A 21,276-nucleotide genomic window follows, 5' to 3' on the forward strand; every position below is an offset into this window, starting at 1 on the left:
AATCAAATAATTTCTAAGGGTGGGTTTAATGAAGCCATAAAAGTGCGTTGTTTATTTTCTTCTTCAAAAATCACGGTAATAGCAATATCGCCACTTTTATGAGTTTCTACTTGCGCAATAATACCTTCACCATATTTACCATGAGAAACCTTTGTAGCAATGCTAAAACCAGTAACATCGAAATCATCTGGTATCTTCTGAATATTTTTATTACGGCCAGGTAAATCGAATATTGAAGAACTAACAACATTTGAAGTTATAAAATCAATAGTTCTCGGATCAGCATCTAAGTATTCATCCTCTTGACCTTGAAGATCATCAAAAACAACATCATCATAAACACTGCCATAACGAGATTTATGAGATCCTTCACTACGTCCAGCACGGCGAGATGCAAATGAATCATTCACAGACTCACTATCTTTAATAATATTTACCAACTCTGAAGGTATTTCCTTTAGGAATCTACTTGGAGAATAAAATTCTGGTGTTGCATAAAGCATGCGAGACAAAGCACAGCTCAAATACAACTTTTCCATAGCGCGAGTAACACCCACATACATTAAACGACGTTCCTCTTCTAATTCGCTAGAGTCACCCAGAGATCTTTCATGAGGAAATAGTCCTTCTTCTAGGCCAACAATTGCTACAACCTGATACTCCAAACCTTTAGCAGTGTGTAAAGTCATTAACGTTATCGCATCATCGTTTTCATTAGATTTATCAGATTCACTTAACAAAGATACAGCTTCTAGAAAAGCAGAAACTCTTTCGATAGGATTATCTATATCTATAGTTTTATCTTTGTCAAAGTTCTCCTCAAATTTTGATACCTCACCAACTTGAGCTTCTAAGACTGCTTCCGATAGCTGTGCTGCCTTTTCTAGAGCCAAATCAAACTCTTTAGCTTGATTCAAAAGCTCACTTAAATTTTCCAGCCGACCGTCCGACTCAAAACTTCCTTCATCGTTTAAAACTTTATAATAACCAGACTCGTTTAGTAGAAATTCTAAAACTTGCGCTATTTTTACTTGCTCTCCATTTCCCGCATTATCAAAAAGTGCACATACCCCAAGTGCGGCTGTCGCTGCACGCTTAGGTAGAGCATATTCATTTGGACGTTCACAAGCTTGACGAAAACTAATATCATACATGCGAGCAAATTGAGCAATCCTAGAAACAGAAGTATCCCCTAAACCGCGTTTAGGTTCATTAATAATTCTTCTCCACGATGCTTCATCAGCAGGATTAACAAAAATTCGTAAATACGAAATAGCATCTTTAATTTCTTTTCGCTCAAAAAACTTAGTACCACCAACAATTCGATATGGTATGCCTTGTCGAATCAATTGCTCTTCTAATAAACGTGATTGAGCATTAGTACGATAAAAAATAGCCATGTCATTAAATTTATATTTTTTAGACTCTTTTTGTAGCTGACCAATAACATATTGTGATTCACTTCGGTCACTTGCAGCATAAAAAACGATTATTGGTTCACCAACACCTTTATCTGAAATTAGTTCTTTCTTTATACGATTAGAATTATTAGAAATTACACTATTAGCCGCTTGCAAAATATTTTCTGTGGATCGATAGTTCGTGTTTAAAACAACGGTTTTTGCTTCTTCAAAGGTCTCTTCAAAACGTTGAAAATTCTGATGATCAGCACCACGAAATTTATATATCGACTGATCTCCATCACCAACAACAGTTATATTTCTATGTTTTGTTGCAATTTTAGAGACAAGCTCAAATTGAGCAAGGTTAGTATCTTGAAATTCATCGACTAAAACGTGCTGAAACCTTTCTTGATATTTTTCTAATTTCTCTTCACTCGTACGGAACATTTCAACGACTTTTAATAACAAGTCATCGAAATCAACAGCATTTGCGTTTCTAAGTCTGTGTTCATACTCAGCATAAATTTTTGCGATAGTAGTTTGTGTATCCATCTCTGCGCGTTCTAATGCAACGCCAGGCGAAATCATTTCATTTTTTAAAGATGAAATAGTTCGATAAACAGATTTGGCTCCAAAACGTTTCGGATCAGCACCTATATCTCTACGTGCATAATCAACTAAACGAGCAGCATCTGTCGTATCGTAAATCGTAAAACCATTTTTTACACCAACAACATCACCATCGTATCTAAGAATACGAGAACAAGCAGAGTGAAAGGTAGACACCCACATTTTATTTGCAACGGGGCCGACAATTTTAGATACTCTACTGACCATTTCAGCTGCAGCTTTGTTCGTAAAAGTTATAGCCAAAATTTGGTAAGGAGAAACATCATGTTCTTCAATAAGATAAGCAATACGATTTGTTAATACTCTAGTTTTTCCAGAACCCGCTCCAGCAACTACTAAAAGTGGACCATCAATATGTGTCACTGCTTCTTTTTGTTCGGGATTCAAATTTTGTATTAAATCATTTGAGTTATCTTTAATATGATTATTTTCAATACCAAGCCCAGAGACTACACTCGAAAGCGAGTCGTTAAAACTATTTGCGAAGATATTTGCTGGAAAAGTCACTATTACAATTTAGACAATATATTGGACTCAAGATGAATTGCCCAATAGTAATTATCAGAAATTCTCAAAACAATATTTAATACCAAGCTTCTTACTTATTGATATATATTCGTCAAATGTTTGTGTTAGGTCAGAATGCAAATTATTAATTTTTGTTTGAATTTTAGAAATCTGATCATTATATAGTTTAATTTGCTCAGGATCGTTGACATTAGCACCAGCATCGCTAATTGCTATGGCCTGTTGATAATGCTCAATAAAATTTGGAAAGATGTCGCGCGCATGCGACAAATCATCTACGATAATTTCCCAACTATCAATATCTTTCTCACTGGGAGTAATCTCACCAAACCTCGATATTAAACCATCTAGTTCATCTTCGACCATAGCAAAATTCGTATTAATTTCTTTAGTATCATTTATATTCGTTTTTTTATAGTTGTCAAAAACCGATAGCTCAATTTTATTACAAGCTTTTTCAACTTCAGACTGAAAATTATTAATATCCGGTTTTTGTATGTTGCTAGGTTTAGTCTTTAGTATTTTTTTACTATCTTTTGAGGAACATGAAATTAATATTGAAGGGATAAGTACCGTCAAGAAAATGAATAAGAATATTTTCTTTTGCATAAGGTACTCCCTTTATGTTTCATTCTATTCCCATTCAATGGTTCCTGGTGGTTTTGATGTTATATCGTAAGCTACTCTATTAACTCCAGCGACTTCATTGATAATTCTATTTGCCATTTTTTCAAGTACGTCATATGGAATACGTGCAAAATCAGCAGTCATTGCATCATCGGATGTCACAGAGCGAATCACTATAGGATATGCATAGGTGCGTTCATCACCCATCACGCCAACACTTTTAACGGTGGGTAGTACTGCAAAACTTTGCCAGATTTCTCTATATAAACCAGCTTTACGCACTTCTTCAACAACTATATGGTCTGCTGCTCGAACAATTTCTAGTCGTTCACGTGTAATATCTCCCACAATGCGAACTGCTAATCCAGGCCCTGGGAATGGTTGACGCCACACTATTTCTTCAGGTAGACCCAGTTCTGCACCAATGGCACGTACTTCATCTTTAAATAGATTTCGTAAAGGTTCAACTAGCGCGAACTTCATATCTTTTGGAAGTCCACCAACATTGTGATGGCTTTTTATTTTTGCAGCATCATCAGTGCCAGATTCAATCACATCTGGATATAGTGTACCTTGGACCAAGAATTTAGCATCCTTAATATCATCCTCGACTTCTTCAAATATTCGTATGAAAGTCTCTCCAATGATTTTTCGTTTCTTTTCAGGATCAGTTACTCCTGCTAATAATTCTAAGAACCGGTCTTGAGCTTTCACATGAATTAATTCGATTTTGAACTGATCACGAAATGTCTTTTCAACCTGCTCAGATTCGCCAAAACGCATCATTCCCGTATCAACATAAACACAAGTTAGTTGATCTCCAATAGCCTTATGCATGAGTGCAGCCGCAACAGATGAATCTACACCGCCAGAAAGCGCACATATAACTTTGCTATCTCCAACTTGGTTTCGTATAGCTTCAATTGAGTCAGTAATAATTGAGCTATTTGTCCATGTAGGCAAACAGCCTGCACCATTGTACAAAAAGTTTTTTAGTATTTCTTGTCCAAAATCAGAATGTTTTACTTCTGGATGGAATTGGGTTCCATATATTCTAAGTTCATCATTTTCAATCACTGCAGCTGGTGTCTGCTTTGTTGATGCAGTTACACTAAACCCTTGCGGAGCTTTTGTGATTGAATCGAAATGGCTCATCCATACATCATGTTCTCTCTCGATAGCACCTAATAGTGTAGAAGTACCGGGAATAATCTCAATGGCCGAACGGCCGTATTCACCGACTCCAGTTTTTTCTACCAAACCACCAAGTTGCTTTACAATTAATTGTGCTCCGTAACAAATTCCTAATATTGGAATACCTAAAGAATATATTTCTAGGTCAAGTATTGGTGCATTTTCTTCATGAACAGATTTAGGACCACCAGAAAGAATTATTGCAGCAACATTACGATCTTTTATTTCCTTGGCAGTAATTTTTCGTGAAACTATTTCAGAATATACGTGTGCTTCACGAACCCTTCTAGCAATTAATTGTGCATATTGTGCTCCAAAGTCAACAACTAAAACTACACTCTGGTCATTTGGTGACATTGAAACATCAGAACTCATCTATTTATTTCCCATTCCAATATTTTGATCATTCTGTAATTTTTTTCCTTCAGTTTGTAACGCTGGAGCTATCATAACTTCTGCTTTTTGAAACTCTTTTAAGGTTTCATGTCCTGTAGTTGCCATTGAAGTACGCAAAGCACCACAAAGGTTTAAAGTACCATCATTTTCGCGAGCAGGCCCTACCAATATTTCTTCGAGTGTGCCTTTAATTTGTGTTTTCACACGTGCACCACGTGGAAGAGTTGGATGAAATGTTGCCATACCCCAGTGATACCCTTTGCCTGGTGCTTCACTTGCACTTGCAAGCGGTGACCCAACCATTACAGCATCTGCGCCGCATGCAATTGCTTTGGAAATATCCCCACCTGTTGCCATTCCACCATCGGCAATAACTTGAACATAGACCCCAGTCTCATCAAGATGGCGAATACGTGCGCCTGCAGCATCAGCTATTGCAGTTGCTTGGGGAACACCTATTCCTAAAACTCCACGAGAAGTACATGCATGGCCAGGACCAACTCCAACAAGTATACCTGCAGCACCTGTTCTCATTAAGTGAAGTGCACCAGAGTAACTTGCGCAGCCACCTACTATTACCGGAATATCTAATTGTCGTATAAAAGAGGCTAAATCAAGAGTCACACCATTTTTTGAAACATGTTGTGCACTGACAACCGTACCTTGGATTACAAGAATGTCTAAGTCTGCATCTGTAACATATTTTAGATATTTATCAACTTGTTGAGGAGTTAATGATGCACATGTTGTAACACCGCCAGCTTTTATTTCGTTAATCCGTTGTGTAATCAATTCTGGCTTTACTGGCTCTTCATATATTTCCTGCATTCGAATAGTAGCTTTTTCTATTGGCAGTTGCGCTATTTCTTCTAATACTATTTCAGGATCTTCATAACGGGTAAATAATCCTTCTAAATTTAAACAACCAAGTCCGCCAAGACGTCCCATTTCTATTGCTGTTTGTGGGGAAGTTACCCCATCCATTGCTGAGGAAATAACAGGAAGTGAAAATTTATAGGCATCAATCTCCCAATCAATACTTACATCTTGCGGATCACGTGTTCGTCTTGAAGGAACTATTGCTATGTCGTCGAATCCATAAGCTCTTCTGCCAGATTTACCAATACCAATTTCAATCTCCACGTATACGCCTTTCAATACGAAAACTTTAATGTCAATTCTAGTTTGTAAAGGTCATTCTGAGTGAAACGGAGAATACCATAATCGCAATTAGACCTCGTTTTCATTGATGATGGCTATATCACTTAGTAGAATTGACGGAACTCAAAATATCAAATAATATTTGTGCTGTTGCACCCCATATGAATACAGGTCTTCCAATTGAATCTTTGAGCCTAAAGATATGAATTAGATGAGAGGCATCGGTCGTATCCCAAAATTCGCTGTAATAGTTATCTGGCAAAAAGAGGTCATCTATCTTAATATGATGAAGCATCTCGACTTCATGATTATTTAGTTGAATTTTTTCTAATGAAGTTTTGGATATTATTCCTATGTATGGGGCAATAAGCAGATCGACAGATTTGGTACGTCTGGTTTTTGATCGACCTATAATTTCTATATCCTCAGATTTAATACCTATTTCTTCTTCAGTTTCTCTAAGTGCACAGTTTTTTAGGTCAAGGTCAATTTCATCAAGGTGACCGCCTGGAAATGCAATATCTCCAGAAAATGAACTCATCGAATGCGGTCTTTGTATCAATAGCATTGAATCTAATTGTCCTGAAAGTTCTAATAGTATTGGTACTAATACAGCAGAAGTTGGGTTTTTAGGCTCGTTACCAGATAATTGTTCGAGTTCGATTGTTTTAACTTCGTAACTATTTAGAACTGCAATAAGTTGTACTTTTGTGATTTTCCTATCGCTTATTTTGATGTTTGACCATGGTGCAACCGGACCAGGCATATATGACTTTGGTCTTGGCAATTCTTTATATTTTTTACTAATAGTCACCATATAAATATAGTATTAAATTATTCAATATAATTAGACATAGAAAGGATCCTCTACTTCTTTAGGAATAACAGAATTATTCTTTAAAGAAACAAAGGATCCTTTTAATAGTTAATTATTTGCCTAATTTAGCCAAGACGTCACGAGCAGAAAGAATAAGTAGTTCTTCTCCATCGATAGCAATTTCAGTGCCACCGTATTTTGAATAAATAATAGTGTCACCTTCATTAATGCCCATAGGGATTAGTTCGTTATCATCACCAACACGACCAGGTCCTACTGCTAATACTTCGCCCTGTTGTGGCTTTTCTTTAGCTGTGTCTGGTATTACCAAACCGCTAACAGTTGTTTCTTCGGCTTGTGCTGGTCGAATAACAATTCGATCTTCTAGTGGTTGTAAGTTCATTTACTTAGAGCTCCTTCTAATGATTTAATAAAAAATCGGACATTTAGCAATCGTGATACGAGAGTGCTAATAGACTACTAAGTTTTAAGGCTATTATTCAATTTGTGGACCTTGCGTGAATGTGGCGAAATTCAGAGATTGACCTAGATTTGCTCTATATTAAGTGCAGTCAAATCCCATGTAGAATGAATTCCAATATTCAGCTCGTCTTCACCACGAAGTTTGTAATGATAGTAGGCGCAAACACCGATCATTGCAGCATTGTCAGTACACATTATTTTCTCAGGGATTAATGCTCTGATTTTATTTTTAATTGATAAATTTTCGACAGCGTTTCGAAGTGCAGAGTTTGCTGCAACGCCACCACCTAAAGAAATCGCTTTTGCCGGCTTTTCTTCAGCTGACATGAACTTCAAAATATTTTTTATTCTAATAGACAATGTATCAACGACTGCTTCTTGGAAACTCGCACAAATATCTTCTACTTTCGCATCTGGATTATCACGAATTAAATATTTTGTTGCAGTTTTCAGACCAGAAAAAGATACGTTATATAAATTATCTTTCATTGGTCGAGGAAGTTTATATATACTGGGGTCTCCTTTTTCAGCGAGATCATCAACAATTGGTCCCCCAGGGTATCCGAGCCCAAGCATTCTAGAGACTTTGTCATAAGCTTCGCCTGCTGCATCGTCAATAGTGCCACCCATAACTCTATATGAACCTGGTGCATCTACAATCACAAACATAGTATGGCCACCACTAACCAATACAGCTAAAAACGGAAACTGTACATCATCATGTTCTAATAAAACACTCAAAATATGTGCCTCGTGATGATGTATACCTACAAATGGCTTTTCTAAAGCCATTGCATAAGATTTTCCAGCAGTCATGCCAACCAATAATGCAGCAGATAAACCTGGTCCACGTGTTGATGCAACAAGATCAATATCTCCTAGAGTAATATCCGCTTGATCCAATGCTAAACGTACTACATTCGTGCAAAGTTCTAAATGATGACGTCCTGCTAATTCTGGAACGACTCCACCGTATTTTTCGTGCTCAACAATTTGGCTAGAAATAATGGAACTCGATAGTTCAAAAATACCATTTTGTGCTTTTATGATTGCACATGCTGTTTCATCACATGAAGATTCAATACTAAGTATTAACATTTTTAATATCCTTTATGGCTTCAAGCCACATAATAAGTGCATCTTCGTGATTGTCAATATAATAATTTTTGCGAACACCCGCTGTTGTAAAACCAAGTGCTTCATAAAGTGAAATTGCTACTTTATTACTTAGCCTAACTTCTAAAGTAGCTTTATTTACCCCTGCTAATTTTGCTTGTTCTATAAGATTTCTTATAAGCAAATTACCAAAACCATTTCTTCTATATTTCTGATCGATAATTAATGAATATATATGCAATTCGTCACCAATTATTTGACCTGCGCAAAACCCCATATATACTTGTTTTTTTTCATTAGGTGAGACGCAAGTAATTAAGTTTATAAAAGTCGAATCATTTAACTCTTTTAGAAATTGTTTTGCACTTTGAGGTTTTACGTTTTGTTGTTTTTCTAGTTGAATAAGAATATCTAAGTGTTGATCTTTAGCTTTTTCGATTTTAAAATTTCGGGAGTGTTTATTCATAAAGATTATTTCTTAATGTTCCAAGAGAGTTCGGCATCTGATTTTCTAATGTAAATCGCTTGAGCTGCAAAATTGTTCGCAAAGATTTCTGCTACACATGCTTTTTGCACAAGTTCTATAGCACCAGCGGGACACAGTTCATGATCATATATATTTTCTTCAATTTCACCTTGAGGGATTAGTTGCTCTGATTCAATTCTTATTAATATAGTTGCAATTTCAACACCATCTATATTTATTAGACGAGCTTTATCAAATTTTCTAGACTCGAATTTCGCATAGTAATGTTCTTTTCTGCGAGCATCTTTTACCACCTCGATACTTGTCCCTATTGATGGTCCATCTTCAGCGCTATGTCCTGTCATTTCACTCAACGCAATAAGTTCTAATGATGAAAAATATACAATAGGTATTGATAATGCGTGAGCAAAACTATGTGCAGCAATGATTCCAGTTCGCAACCCTGTAAAACTTCCAGGTCCAATACCAACTCCTATAACGTCAATCTCATTTAAGGACTTAGACTGAGCTAGAAGTGCTTTAGAAATAGCTTCAAACAAGTTTTCTCCGTGGCGAGATTTCTCATTCATAACAATATTTGTTGCTTGGTCAAAAGAATTACCAACACAGACACACACTGCATCTGAAGAGGTATCAATTATTAGAACAGTAGAGTTCATGCAGCATCATTTCTAGATTTAGTTGAAATACTTCGAGTACCATCTTCGTTTTCCATTAAAGTCCAGACATAATATTGATCGACAATCATATCTTCAATACGTTCGCCCCATTCAATAAAAGTAATAGCATCCTTACTAAAAATCGAATCAAAATCTAAATCGAATATTTCATTTTCATATTCAATTCGATAAGTATCAACGTGAATAATGTGCTTTATATAACTATTTTCGATATGACAATCATGTTCTTCAATTATAGAGAATGTGGGTGATGTGACATTTTCAAGAACTCCAAGAACCTTTGCGCAAGCACTTACAAGAGTGGTTTTTCCAGAACCCATCTCACCAACTAGTACTACTACAGATCCAGCTTCTAATTCATTTACTAAAATACGCGCTATATTTTCAATTTCATCTAATGCGAAATGCCGTAGGTCATTGGTCATGATACTTCATCCAATAATTTTCTTACAAGCTTTAAATCATCTAACATTTCATTTTTACCACGTAAACCATTGCGTAAAACATAGGCTGGATGAAGCGTAGGTACAATTTTTATATCCCCAATAGGGTAGAAATTTCCACGCAATGATTTGATTCCTACTTTTGTCTTTAGAATATGTCGCGCAGAGAAGTTTCCGACGGTAACAATAATTTTAGGTTTGACAAACTCTATTTGAGATTCCAAAAAAGGAGAACATCTTGATATCTCAATAGACTTTGGATTTCTATTTTCAGGAGGTCTACATTTTAAAATACTAGTGACATAAATATCATCCCTAGAAATTCCAACCTCACTAAATAACTGATCCATAACTTTCCCGCTACGGCCGATAAAAGGAATGCCGGTTATGTCTTCTTGGGCTCCTGGTGCTTCTCCGATAACCATAATATCTGCATTATTCGGACCACTTGAAAACACAACATTTTGACGTGTATCACTCAGTTCACAATTAACACATATCAATGCAGTCGATTCAAGTTCATTATAATTTTTAAACGGTTTAGGATTTAGACTATTTAGTTTTGACATTTACTATTCACCTATGTTGTCTAAAAAGTTCTCTAAAATCTCGTTAAATTCATCGGGGCTTTCCAACATTGGCACATGACCCACACCATCTATAATGTCTACTTCGCCACCAAGTAGCTCAGCAACAAATATTGCATCACTATTAGGAGTGATTGGATCACTCCCTCCTACAATCACACAAGACTTACCTTTAAAGTTCTCTAACTCTTCAGTAAATGAAAAATGTAACAACATTCTTAATATTTCATTAGATACTTCAGAATCAATTGAAGAAATTGAGCGTCTTACAAACTCAATAGATGAACTTGATGCTTTTTTACCCATTGCAAACCTAGCCATTGGATAACCAAATGCCTGAATACTGCTGAGAGTATGAAGAGCCTTACCAGCCAGTGAGAATCCACTCAACGCATCACTGAGATTTTTTTGGTTGTTATAAGGAGGTTGGACTAAAGTTGAGACTAAACATAATCCTTTAATATGTTTTTCGCTATGTTCATTATGCTCTTTCATGTAAGAAAGTGCAATTACCCCACCAGTTGAATGGCCAACAATAACTATATCATCTAATTTTAGACTCTCAATAATATCGTAAACGTCGTCAGCAAATGACTTTAGATTAATCCCGTTGTCACCAACTGTACTTGCACCATGACCCCTTAAATCTATCGATACCAAATCATATTTATCTCGCAATAAATCGAATTGAAATGACCAAATGGGGCTGCATAAAGCATAACCATGCATAAATAGTATTGTCGGCTTTTTAATTTCCTCACTCTGAGTAGATTTAATATCAGGGACATCTCTGTATACTACGATTTTTGATCCATCTCGAGTTATAACTTCAATCTGTTCTGAAGCCCTAAACTCAAAATCAACCTCGTTACTTGTAAGGGATTTTATTATCATCGTTTGGGCACCATATGCTGCGCTTGCAACGCCAATAGTTGCACTAGCTACAATACCGAATATTTTTAAAGGAGAATTTGCCATAATTAAATAATATTTTAGTCGTAAATTCTTGGTAAACGCGCAGAGAAACTACAAAGAATTTCCCAAGATATAGTATTGCATATATCTGCCCACTCATCTACTTTGATTTCTCCGCCAATTAAAGTAACTTTATCGCCAACTTTCGCCTTGAGTTCACCTATATCGACCATAATTTGATCCATAGTTACAGCGCCAACTATTGGACAACGAACACCACTAATTAATACTGATCCACCATTTATACCTAAATTTCTAGGGACACCGTCACCATAACCTATAGGTATCGTTGCTACATTAGTATTTTTCTCAAACCTATGAAGCCAGCCATAAGAGATTTCTGTGTCTTCTTTAGCTGGTTTAATGAATGAAATTTCTGAAATTAGCGATAACGCGGGTATTAGGTAGACAATATCGGCTAAATCCTCTCTAGGATAAATACCGTATATTCCAAGACCTATCCTAACCATAGAATGATGTGCGTTTAAATATTTAATTGTTGCAGCAGAGTTACACGAATGAATAATCTCTGGTTCAATATCAATTTCTTTTAATTTATCTATCAATACTTTAAAGAGTTCATTTTGTTTATTGAAACCTGAAGGATCAGGATTTTCTGCTGTTGCAAAATGTGTGAATACACCTTCTAAAATTAAATTAGGTTTCTTCTTTATAAGAGTTGCTAGTTTCAATACGTCTTTTGGTTCACAACCAACTCTATTCATTCCTGTATTTATTTTAAGATGAACTAGTGCAGGTTTTTGTGAAGTTGCTATCATCGTAATTTGATCAATAAATTCCTCAGTATATACAGTAAATGTAATATTATTTTGCCAACATTGCTCTATTGCCTCTCTTGGCACCTCACTAAGTATCAAAATTGGTATTGATATATCATTCTCTCGAAGTTCTAATGCTTCTTCAGCACTAGAGACCAATAACATATCGACACCTATTGCCTCTAGGTGTTTGGCTACTATAACTATGCCGTGACCATAAGCATTAGATTTTACTGCTACAGATATTTTTGAACTACCAGTTATATTTCTGAATTGTTTTAGGTTATGGGTGATTGCTTTGAGATCGACAACTATTTTCGATGGCCGAAAACTGGTTTTAATCATAAAATAATACTAGTACTAACTTGTTGCCAATACAGTTGCAACCGCACTTGCATCAGAATGTGAGATGGATAAATAAAATAATACACTTTGAAGAATGAACTTTTTTTTCACCTCTTCGCACAATTTCACCAAAGGTACATCGCTATTTTCTTCCTTTAATATTTCAATATTATGCAGTCCTATATTAAATAATGAAAGACTAAGCGATTTCGCCAGTGCTTCTTTTGCGGCAAATCGAGCAGCAATAGATTCAATAAATCTTTTAGATAAGATATCAATACGGCCATTTGTTGATCGATCTATAAACTGTGAAATTTCATCAGGTGAAAGTATCTTTTCTACAATTCTTGCATCCCTGCGTATTGCTTTTTCCATACGTGCAATATCAACAATATCGATTCCAATGCCTTTTATCACTTTGATATCCATAACTGGCTTAATATTGCAACAGGTTCGGTAAGTAATTCCATGATATCGGTATCTAACAATTTTAATTCATCAAAAGTTTCTTCAGTTTCAGTCACAGAATCTCTTATTGCGAATAATTTCTGCTTATAACCTTCTAAGATATTTTTTCTAGCCGACAGGTCCAAATTATCATTAATTTCAATATGAAGTATTGTGATACCAACACAATGCGAACGCTTAATTTCAGGAATAAGTATTACATTGCGACCATCACTCTTGCCTTTTGCAACCCAAACAGTTTGTTCACGTGCTACAAGACTTTTTGTACCTCTAAGACCATGATTACTATTCACTCTTGAAACTAAATTTTTAGCACTTCCTACTTGTTCGACAACATTTATAGTCTGTTGGCTTTTATCTGAAGTACTATCTATAGCATACCTAGTATGGCCGGTAATATTACCCACCATCTCATCTAGCGCAAGCAAAATTCTTATAACACCAAATGTTAATGTATCTCTTTCCAATCCAGCATCGATTAGATAACTCAATGATTCAGATTGCAATAATGTATCATCAGAACGTGAAATTCCTACAGTCACAGTTTTTGCTTGGTGTCTAATTGCATCTACAGGTCGTGTTAGTTGATCGATTGATCGTGTTAGAGTCAACACAGCAAGTTCACGTAACGCAAATGGCGTAATCAGTTCACTGGAGTTTTCAATAAGTATTTCTGTAGGAAAAGGACTCGTTAGAGCAACAAAGGTTTTTACTAGATCGAAACAATCACTTGAATCCAATATTGCATCATATTGCTTATTTTTTAGTGCATCAAAAAACTTTTGTTTAATTGGTTCTAATGAGTCACCAATATCGCTAAGAGCATTTGGTAAATCCAGTTGAAAAGCTGTTAACTCTCCGAGTTGTCCTCTTGCCTCCCTTAATATCTTTGCAGATCTATCAATTGCCAATGCTGATTCATATCCAAAAACGTGTCCAGCAACACAGCACAAAATAAAACTCAAATTTGGGTCGGTCTTAGGAATAACAATTACGTTTTTACAAGAATCAAATCTTTCGCTAGCATCATCTGTTATAACTACAGGTATAGCTTTATGAGCGGTAAATATCCCTACTTCTTTTGAAACATCATCTGCGGTTGAACCTGTTAAACCAGTTGCACACACAACAATTAATGGTTCACATGATAAATCTATATGTTTTTTATCTTCAGTAACATCATTAGCTATTGCTTTATAACAAAGCTCCGATGATTTTATTCTGATTTCTCTAGAGGCAATAGAGTTTGGACCATTGCCGACAGTTGCCCAAGAGCGACGTGTCAATACAGTTCTTTTTGCAATTTGCGATATTGATTCGCGCAATTTCAATGTTTCTTTCATCATTTGCGGTATATCTTGTAATGATTTTAGAATTTCTTGAGTTTGTGTTTGTCCAATTAATTCGATATTCAACAATGAAGTTATTGCAATAGCCAGTAAAGATCCTGCAGCAACTTGGGAATAAAATGCTTTTGTTGAAGCAACTGACATCTCTACATCACGACCACTTGAAGTATAAAAAACACCATCTGCTTTTGTTGATAGATCGCTTCCACGACGATTCACGATTGCAATTACACTAGCGCCACGATTTCTTAATAAATCTACAGTTCTATTTGTATCTGTTGTAGTGCCAGACTGAGATACAGCAATTACTAATGTATCGGTCATTTCAGCTTGCAATAAAAACCCAGAAACTTCTGTCGCTAAAACAGATTTTACTATTAAAGCAGAATCGAGAGTATCAAAAAAATGAGCACATGCTTGACCAGCAACAGCTGCTGTTCCTTGGCCTATAACTAGAACTTTTTTTATTGTATTATTAGTTATTTTTTCTATTATGGATTTAGATAATATTTCTTTGCCTAATTTTACATTCAGATTGTTATTTTCTGAAATTATCTTTCCGTGTATAGTTGATTCAAACGATCTAGGGGCTTCATTAATTTCTTTCCATAGATAATGCCCATATTTACCTCTATCAATGTCCCTAGTTGTTACTTCGCTAGTGGCAATTTCCGATTCATTAATCTTTAGAACTTTACCGTCGTATGCAATTCTTTCTATAGAAGGAAGTTTCCCAGCCAAATTAGAGTTAAGTTTCATTATTTGTCCGCGCGAATTTATAGCTTGGTTTGAGTCATGTGGCTCTTCTCCATCTATTCGCAAGTATTTTGAAGCAATTTCAACTACTCCATATGGTTCACTGGCAATTAAAAATTCATCATTACCTAAACCTATATATAAACCTTGACCACCTCCACGTAATGCGAGCATTATAGAATTTGGTTCTTTCGAAGTCAATACCCCTATTGCTGTTGAGCCTTCAAATGTTGAAACAACAGAACGAAATTTTTCTAATGTATTGCCTTTTGGATCTGATTCAATGTCGCGTTTTAATAATACAGGAATTAATTTTGCATCTGTTGTAATAGTTACATCTATATTGAGATTTGATCTAAGTTGAGCATGATTGTCTATATCTCCATTTAACACACCAACAACAAATTGTGAACTCTCGGAATCAGTCTCATTTGAATCTAGTGGATGTGTATTTTCTTCACTTATAACGCCCATCGATGCCCAGCGAGTATGAGCTAAAATGGTTTCTGTACATTTAAGATTATTATTTATAACATCATAAAGCAGGTCATCTTTTCTTATTGAATCTCTAATATGTTTGATATTATCGCCAAGTTCACCAATTTCAGCTGAGCGCTTATAAACGAAATATAGCTGTTCAATGCCTTGGTCATCTTTAAAATATTTAACTGTATTATTTGTAAAGTTAGAACTATTTCTTTTTGCTATTTGTTTCTTAGTTACTTCATCTACTTCTATTGAGTTTAAAGCAATACTTATTCCTGCACTGTCACGACCTCTGACTTCTATACGATCAATACTTCGAAGAACTATATTTATTGAACGATAAATAGCTATTACATTTGCTGTTAATTTATCTAAAGTATGCGTTTGTTCACTTAATAAATCAGCAATTTGTTGCGCGCTAGCACATGCATCTTTTGATATACGCCATAAGGCATCATACAAAATTCCTACATTCTCTTTTTGACTCTCTTCAAGATCGTTATCGATTTCAAATTGTTCTATTCGTGATTTTAATTGCTCACTTAAAATATTTATAGTTTGTGATTTTTCACCATTACGAACAAGTGCTACTATACCCTCAACTCCTATAAGCTTACCTGCAAATCCATTTAAAGATAATTGTTCAGCCTGTGAAATATTAGAACTATCTTTTGCAACTAATTCAGTAAGAAAATCTTCTAATTCATTTAGATCAAAACTACCTATGGGTTTAGGAGTTCTAAGATACCCAACTATTCCACACATATTATTCCTTACAAGATTCTTTTACTATGTCAATCAACTCAATAATTGATTTTTCTGCCATATCTTTTTCGTCGGCCTCAACCATTATTCGAACAATATTTTCAGTACCTGATGGCCGAATTACTATGCGGGCATTTTCGCCCAACATAAATAGATGTTGCTTTATGGCTTCTTCTATATTAATCGAAGTAGCTGCTAATGCTTTATTTGATACTTGAACCTTTTCATGTATTTGTACCATAGGTTCAAAAAGGTTCAACAGTTCACTAGATTTATATTTTTGCATTATCTTTTTCTTTTTTGCATATATTTCAGATATTAGCAATGCTATGAGAACCCCATCGCCAAAAAAAGCATAGTCGCTATGTATTATGTGGCCAGATTGCTCGCCACCAATTTTTGAACTAGAAACCTTCATTGCTTGTGTTACATTTTTATCACCAACTTCAGTTTCAATAAAATTTGTATCAATATTATTTAGGAATTGTTTTAACCCACCATTACTCATTGATGTAGCAACAACAGTTTTAGGGTCAAGGTTTTGATTCAATGCGAATAACGCAAGTATGTGATCACCATTATATATTTTTGCATTTTCATCAAGAACAATTATTCTGTCAGCATCACCATCAAATGCAAACGCAATATCAACAGGATTAGTGTTTACGAACTTTGTTAATGATTCTAGATTTGTTGCCCCACATTTATTATTAATATTGATTCCATTTTCTTGCGTATTAATCGCTAAGACATTTGCGTCTAACTTTGTAAATATTTCTGGCGCTGACTTACACGATGCCCCATTGGCACAATCAAGCGCAATTGTTAGTCCACTTAATGAAAGTGTTTCAAATACTGAATGTAACCAATTGATATATGTTTCATAAGCAAGTTTTGAATTGTCATTTATTTTAATAGTTGCAAAATTATCTGTGTCATATTCATCTTGTAAAAATTTATTCAAAAGTGATTCGATTTTTTCTTCAAATATTTCGTCAGTCTTTACTCCACCTTGTGAAAAAACTTTAATACCGTTATCCTGTACGGGATTATGGCTAGCTGTTATAGCGCAAGCATAAGAGTTTCGTTTCTCAGCGTTTAGCGAGATGCCTGGCGTTGGTAAAATACCAATGTTTACAACATTAATACCTAGAGAACTAAGACCCGATGCTAAAGAATATAATATTCTCTCTCCAGATGGTCTTGTATCTCTACCAATAATGATTTCTATAAATTCAATATCATCAGGATGCTCATCGATGATGGCAGATCCTATTGCTTTACCAAGCGCATAGACAAAATGATTTGTTAATTCTTGCTCTGCATTTCCTCTAATACCATCCGTACCAAAATGAGGGCGTTGAGTGATCGACATCTTTCTATTTTAGAATGGTCTGAGCCTCAAAGACGAGTTATCCACATTTGGAATAACTAGCCGGCAAGGACAGACCCTTAAAAATTTATCGCTTAGAGAATTGTGAAGCTTTACGAGCTTTTTTCAAACCGTATTTGCGACGTTCTTTTTCACGTGGGTCACGTGTCATCAAACCTGCTGCTTTTAATGCAGTGCGTTGCTCAGGATCTAAACCTTCAACCGCACGTGCGATGCCCAGTCTTAAAGCTCCTGATTGACCCGAGATACCCCCACCTGTGATAGTAGCAACAACATCATATACTTCTGCAACATTTGCTACTCGTAATGCTTCGCTAGCGTGTCGTGACAAAAGAGGGTTACCAAAGTATTGATCGAGTTCTTGTTTGTTAACAATAATTTGACCTGTACCTGGACGAAGATTTACACGAGCAATAGCACGTTTACGACGACCTACTGTTTGGATTAATGGTTTAGTTGCCAATTTATTTCCCTTTTTCTAATTTCTAAGCTTTAACTTTTTTGTCGGCTGGTTTTTGAGATTCAATCACAAAAGGTTTTGGATCTTGTGCAATATGTGGATGTTCGCTACCTTTATAAACATGTAATTTTTCGATCATAGTTCTACCTAAACGACCATGAGGCAACATACCTGTGATTGCAAGTTCAATAACTTTTCTAGAATCTTTTTCCATCATTTGATCTAAAGATAATGTGCGAAGACCACCTGGGTAACCAGAGTGAAAATTATATTTTTTATCTAAACCTTTACGAACAGAGAAATCTATTTTATCTGAGTTGATGATAATAATATTGTCACCACAATCCATATGTGGTACCCAAGTAGCTTTGTGCTTACCTCTAAGTAAATGTGCAGCTTGAGTTGCAATGCGTCCAAGTACATGATCTGCAGCGTCGATGACTAGCCATTCGCGTTGGATTTCACTTGCTTTCGGTTGGTAAGTTCCCATTTGTTTCCTTAAAATCTATTTATTATCTATTCTTGAACTTCGATATGCAACTTTGCAACTGTAATGGAAAAATCGTAGTTAAGAACATACAAGGTTACTATTTTTAGTGGACTCAAAGCAAAGTGAAGACAATGATACCTATTTTATAAATATTTGCTTGTTGTGTAACTAGATTTGAGTTAACTATATAGTAATTGCGCTTGCATAAGCCACATTAGCAGCTTGACTGATGCATGCCCTAAAGTTCGAAATACTAAATAGCCTATATCAGCAGATGCTGGTTACTGCGAGGTCAGCCAATGCCTTGGCTTTGAGCGAGTGGAATAGGACCTTTGGGTGCTACAGAGCCTAAATCTCCTAAAATTGCGGTACCCAACCTTTTCGAGAAGTCCGCAGACACACCTTTTGTGCCAATTCCTTTTGAACTAACTACGAATTCAATACAATCAGTATCTTGCGATGTTACTCTAACCGCAGCATCACTTAATACTTTACTGTCTTTGTCTCCAGTCAACATACAGTGCAATGCTTCTAATGTAACTAAAAGCTCGTTCGGCAGCACACGAGCTTTCCCGCTCGTAGTGCCCATTCTAGAGCTCATCGATAAGGATGCTAGATACGTCCTAGCAACTATTTTCATTAAGTCATCTGGCATTTCCATCTGAAAGCTCTTAATAGGTCCACCATATTGAATTGCTTCATTAATTTCATGCCAAAGTTTCTCAACCTGCTCAATCAAATTTTTTCTGGAGTCAGAACCAATTTTCCCATACCCTTCAAGTCGTTTTGGATCTAAAACTATTGTCGCCATTTTAGGCGGTATGGTTTTAGTTAATATGGGTATATTTCTAAACCTATCAAACAAAGATCGATCTTGACAGATTTCAGCATAAAATGCTAATAAGTTTCTATTTGCAAAAGAAGCTAGCTTAATGTTTCTTCCAACTGATGGAACTATCTTGATAAAAAAACTTCCACTTGATGGCCTATTACATGTTCCCATTACATTATCGTACTATAAATCACAATAACATCACAAATACGAATTAAAAGCAACATCAGTACTCTATTGAAAATAGCGTTAAACCGTGCGGAAGAGCCAATTGTTTCGTAATAGATCTATCTTTTGCTTTTATCATTGCGGGGATATCATCAGGATTAACTTTGTCCCTTCCGACATCAACAAGAGTACCCATTATTGATCGAACCATTTGCCAACAGAAAGCATTTGCTTTTATTTCAAAACATATAAGCCGTGTTTCTTTACGTGATACATCGCAGATGCTAAATAAATCTTTATCTACTATTGAGAGTTCTGCGTTGACAACTTTTCTTATATTATGCTTTACGTCTGTATTTGTTCGACAAAAAGTAGTGAAATCATGTTCACCAACAAAATGCTTAGCTGCTAAAACCATATTTTTAAAATTTAAATTATTATAAATGTGCCACGTAAAATCTGAATAAAATGGGTGGGGGTTTTCTCCATTATAAATATAGTAACGATAGGTTCTAGCCTTAGCCGAAAACCTCGCATGAAAATCATCGTCTACTTTTTCCAAAGAGTGAAAAGTTATTTGTGGAGAAAGCCTTGCATTCAAAGTTCGAAATAAACTCGATTGATCAACACTTTCATCAACAAAAAAATTTGCTACTTGAGCGCGAGCGTGGACTCCTCTGTCGGTACGTCCCGCTAAATTAATTCGAACTTTAGATTGTGTAACCATTTCTATTACTTCGCGAATTTTCCCGACTACAGTAGGCACAATTTCTATTGGAATACCAACTTGTTCTGCGCTACCATGAAAATATGTTCCTAAGTATGAAAAAATACATTTCAAGTTGACCATAGTGATAATTTTAGTTGCTAAATCAACCGATTCAATAAACGAAATAATATTCAAGATGTGTAAAGAAATTAACTGCTGGATCAATACCAGAGGAGCTACTTGTAAAAGCGCTAGTTTTAGTATTCTTTAGGGCAGGGATTTCCGTCTAAAGCATACAACGACCACTCAGAGTTTACGACACATCTATTTGCATACTTGGCAATTATTGATGGTGTGTCACTGTCTTTGCCTATCAAATCTTTAGATGTATCGTATGGACTACGATACAAATTTGTATTAGCCCTCGTACTCGTCAAATAATATGCAACTTGGCCACTTTCAATATATGACTGAAGTTTCTTGTCGCTTATGAGACTTTTTCTACCATCGAACCCACCAAGTGACATTACGGAACGCCCGGTAGATAGTTCAATTACTGAAGCATCAAAACTATTCTCGGTGATAGCAATCCATTTTTTAGAAACACTAAGTCTAACTAAGTCATTAAATAGTTTTCTATCTGGTTTTGCTACTGGTGGAATCTGTGTAAATATTTTGTCTTTAGGCATTGCCGATGGCACATAGCCAATATATGCGCTATTGCGTGTTTCATATGCAGAAATTGTCGA

Annotated in this window: 21 protein-coding genes; all 21 read right to left on the bottom strand. The window is 35.6% G+C overall.

Going from position 1 to position 21,276, the window contains the following annotated elements; genetic code table 11:
- Positions 1-2: 2 nt before the first annotated feature.
- A complete protein-coding gene (locus KBF89_04020) occupies positions 3-2,540 on the bottom strand; it encodes a UvrD-helicase domain-containing protein (GenBank protein ID MBP9115488.1) in 2,538 nt (845 codons plus the stop codon).
- A gap of 54 nt (positions 2,541-2,594) precedes the next feature.
- Positions 2,595-3,170 carry a hypothetical protein gene (locus KBF89_04025; GenBank protein MBP9115489.1) on the bottom strand — a complete coding sequence of 192 codons (576 nt, stop codon included), beginning with the start codon at positions 3,168-3,170 and terminating at the stop codon, positions 2,595-2,597.
- Between the two features lie 24 nt (positions 3,171-3,194).
- On the bottom strand, positions 3,195-4,739 hold the full coding sequence (gene guaA, locus KBF89_04030) for a glutamine-hydrolyzing GMP synthase (protein MBP9115490.1): 1,545 nt from the start codon (positions 4,737-4,739) through the stop codon (positions 3,195-3,197).
- 18 nt (positions 4,740-4,757) lie between these two features.
- Entirely contained in the window at positions 4,758-5,921 is a 1,164-nt protein-coding gene (locus KBF89_04035; GenBank protein ID MBP9115491.1) for a GuaB3 family IMP dehydrogenase-related protein, read from the bottom strand.
- 118 nt (positions 5,922-6,039) lie between these two features.
- Positions 6,040-6,756 carry a CoA pyrophosphatase gene (locus tag KBF89_04040; protein ID MBP9115492.1) on the bottom strand — a complete coding sequence of 239 codons (717 nt, stop codon included), beginning with the start codon at positions 6,754-6,756 and terminating at the stop codon, positions 6,040-6,042.
- A gap of 112 nt (positions 6,757-6,868) precedes the next feature.
- Positions 6,869-7,159 carry a co-chaperone GroES gene (gene groES / locus KBF89_04045; protein MBP9115493.1) on the bottom strand — a complete coding sequence of 97 codons (291 nt, stop codon included), beginning with the start codon at positions 7,157-7,159 and terminating at the stop codon, positions 6,869-6,871.
- A 143-nt stretch (positions 7,160-7,302) separates the two neighbouring features.
- Positions 7,303-8,337: a tRNA (adenosine(37)-N6)-threonylcarbamoyltransferase complex transferase subunit TsaD gene (gene tsaD / locus KBF89_04050; protein MBP9115494.1), complete on the bottom strand. Its 1,035-nt coding sequence runs from the start codon at positions 8,335-8,337 to the stop codon at positions 7,303-7,305.
- On the bottom strand, positions 8,324-8,821 hold the full coding sequence (gene rimI / locus KBF89_04055; GenBank protein MBP9115495.1) for a ribosomal protein S18-alanine N-acetyltransferase: 498 nt from the start codon (positions 8,819-8,821) through the stop codon (positions 8,324-8,326). The genes tsaD and rimI overlap by 14 nt, the downstream gene beginning before the upstream one ends.
- 5 nt (positions 8,822-8,826) lie before the next feature.
- A complete protein-coding gene (gene tsaB, locus KBF89_04060) occupies positions 8,827-9,501 on the bottom strand; it encodes a tRNA (adenosine(37)-N6)-threonylcarbamoyltransferase complex dimerization subunit type 1 TsaB (GenBank protein MBP9115496.1) in 675 nt (224 codons plus the stop codon).
- The gene (tsaE, locus tag KBF89_04065) at positions 9,498-9,947 is read right to left on the bottom strand and encodes a tRNA (adenosine(37)-N6)-threonylcarbamoyltransferase complex ATPase subunit type 1 TsaE (GenBank protein MBP9115497.1); all 450 of its coding nucleotides are present in this window, start codon (positions 9,945-9,947) and stop codon (positions 9,498-9,500) included. Before tsaE ends, tsaB begins: the two co-directional genes overlap by 4 nt.
- Complete coding sequence (locus tag KBF89_04070; GenBank protein ID MBP9115498.1) at positions 9,944-10,534, bottom strand: uracil-DNA glycosylase; 591 nt, start codon at positions 10,532-10,534, stop codon at positions 9,944-9,946. The genes tsaE and KBF89_04070 overlap by 4 nt, the downstream gene beginning before the upstream one ends.
- A 3-nt stretch (positions 10,535-10,537) precedes the next feature.
- Positions 10,538-11,530, bottom strand: coding sequence for an alpha/beta hydrolase (locus KBF89_04075; protein MBP9115499.1), 993 nt, complete (start codon positions 11,528-11,530; stop codon positions 10,538-10,540).
- Positions 11,531-11,544: 14 nt separating this feature from the next.
- Positions 11,545-12,651: an alanine racemase gene (alr, locus tag KBF89_04080; GenBank protein MBP9115500.1), complete on the bottom strand. Its 1,107-nt coding sequence runs from the start codon at positions 12,649-12,651 to the stop codon at positions 11,545-11,547.
- 15 nt (positions 12,652-12,666) lie between these two features.
- Positions 12,667-13,080 carry a holo-ACP synthase gene (gene acpS / locus KBF89_04085; GenBank protein ID MBP9115501.1) on the bottom strand — a complete coding sequence of 138 codons (414 nt, stop codon included), beginning with the start codon at positions 13,078-13,080 and terminating at the stop codon, positions 12,667-12,669.
- Positions 13,065-16,475: an SIS domain-containing protein gene (locus tag KBF89_04090; GenBank protein ID MBP9115502.1), complete on the bottom strand. Its 3,411-nt coding sequence runs from the start codon at positions 16,473-16,475 to the stop codon at positions 13,065-13,067. The genes acpS and KBF89_04090 overlap by 16 nt, the downstream gene beginning before the upstream one ends.
- A 1-nt stretch (position 16,476) precedes the next feature.
- A complete protein-coding gene (locus KBF89_04095) occupies positions 16,477-17,850 on the bottom strand; it encodes a hypothetical protein (GenBank protein ID MBP9115503.1) in 1,374 nt (457 codons plus the stop codon).
- Positions 17,851-17,935: 85 nt separating this feature from the next.
- Entirely contained in the window at positions 17,936-18,331 is a 396-nt protein-coding gene (gene rpsI / locus KBF89_04100) for a 30S ribosomal protein S9 (GenBank protein MBP9115504.1), read from the bottom strand.
- A 22-nt stretch (positions 18,332-18,353) separates the two neighbouring features.
- On the bottom strand, positions 18,354-18,818 hold the full coding sequence (gene rplM / locus KBF89_04105; GenBank protein MBP9115505.1) for a 50S ribosomal protein L13: 465 nt from the start codon (positions 18,816-18,818) through the stop codon (positions 18,354-18,356).
- A 292-nt stretch (positions 18,819-19,110) separates the two neighbouring features.
- A complete protein-coding gene (locus KBF89_04110; protein MBP9115506.1) occupies positions 19,111-19,821 on the bottom strand; it encodes a hypothetical protein in 711 nt (236 codons plus the stop codon).
- A gap of 55 nt (positions 19,822-19,876) precedes the next feature.
- On the bottom strand, positions 19,877-20,668 hold the full coding sequence (truA, locus tag KBF89_04115) for a tRNA pseudouridine(38-40) synthase TruA (GenBank protein ID MBP9115507.1): 792 nt from the start codon (positions 20,666-20,668) through the stop codon (positions 19,877-19,879).
- Positions 20,669-20,784: 116 nt separating this feature from the next.
- Positions 20,785-21,228: a hypothetical protein gene (locus tag KBF89_04120; protein MBP9115508.1), complete on the bottom strand. Its 444-nt coding sequence runs from the start codon at positions 21,226-21,228 to the stop codon at positions 20,785-20,787.
- Positions 21,229-21,276: the final 48 nt, after the last annotated feature.

It is taken from the genome of Acidimicrobiia bacterium (assembly GCA_018057765.1).
Taxonomy (GTDB): Bacteria; Actinomycetota; Acidimicrobiia; order IMCC26256; family JAGPDB01; genus JAGPDB01.

Bases quoted from the DNA above. Each gene is read 5' to 3' on its own strand.
- guaA (MBP9115490.1), bottom strand. From the start codon at position 4,739: ATGTCACCAAATGACCAGAGTGTAGTTTTAGTTGTTGACTTTGGAGCA.
- KBF89_04040 (MBP9115492.1), bottom strand. From the start codon at position 6,756: ATGGTGACTATTAGTAAAAAATATAAAGAATTGCCAAGACCAAAGTCA.
- truA (MBP9115507.1), bottom strand. From the start codon at position 20,668: ATGGTCAACTTGAAATGTATTTTTTCATACTTAGGAACATATTTTCAT.
- KBF89_04025 (MBP9115489.1), bottom strand. From the start codon at position 3,170: ATGCAAAAGAAAATATTCTTATTCATTTTCTTGACGGTACTTATCCCT.
- groES (MBP9115493.1), bottom strand. From the start codon at position 7,159: ATGAACTTACAACCACTAGAAGATCGAATTGTTATTCGACCAGCACAA.
- KBF89_04090 (MBP9115502.1), bottom strand. From the start codon at position 16,475: ATGTGTGGAATAGTTGGGTATCTTAGAACTCCTAAACCCATAGGTAGT.
- KBF89_04110 (MBP9115506.1), bottom strand. From the start codon at position 19,821: ATGGGAACATGTAATAGGCCATCAAGTGGAAGTTTTTTTATCAAGATA.
- KBF89_04070 (MBP9115498.1), bottom strand. From the start codon at position 10,534: ATGTCAAAACTAAATAGTCTAAATCCTAAACCGTTTAAAAATTATAAT.
- alr (MBP9115500.1), bottom strand. From the start codon at position 12,651: ATGATTAAAACCAGTTTTCGGCCATCGAAAATAGTTGTCGATCTCAAA.
- rimI (MBP9115495.1), bottom strand. From the start codon at position 8,821: ATGAATAAACACTCCCGAAATTTTAAAATCGAAAAAGCTAAAGATCAA.
- tsaD (MBP9115494.1), bottom strand. From the start codon at position 8,337: ATGTTAATACTTAGTATTGAATCTTCATGTGATGAAACAGCATGTGCA.
- rplM (MBP9115505.1), bottom strand. From the start codon at position 18,818: ATGGGAACTTACCAACCGAAAGCAAGTGAAATCCAACGCGAATGGCTA.
- tsaB (MBP9115496.1), bottom strand. From the start codon at position 9,501: ATGAACTCTACTGTTCTAATAATTGATACCTCTTCAGATGCAGTGTGT.
- KBF89_04075 (MBP9115499.1), bottom strand. From the start codon at position 11,530: ATGGCAAATTCTCCTTTAAAAATATTCGGTATTGTAGCTAGTGCAACT.
- tsaE (MBP9115497.1), bottom strand. From the start codon at position 9,947: ATGACCAATGACCTACGGCATTTCGCATTAGATGAAATTGAAAATATA.
- acpS (MBP9115501.1), bottom strand. From the start codon at position 13,080: ATGGATATCAAAGTGATAAAAGGCATTGGAATCGATATTGTTGATATT.
- KBF89_04095 (MBP9115503.1), bottom strand. From the start codon at position 17,850: ATGTCGATCACTCAACGCCCTCATTTTGGTACGGATGGTATTAGAGGA.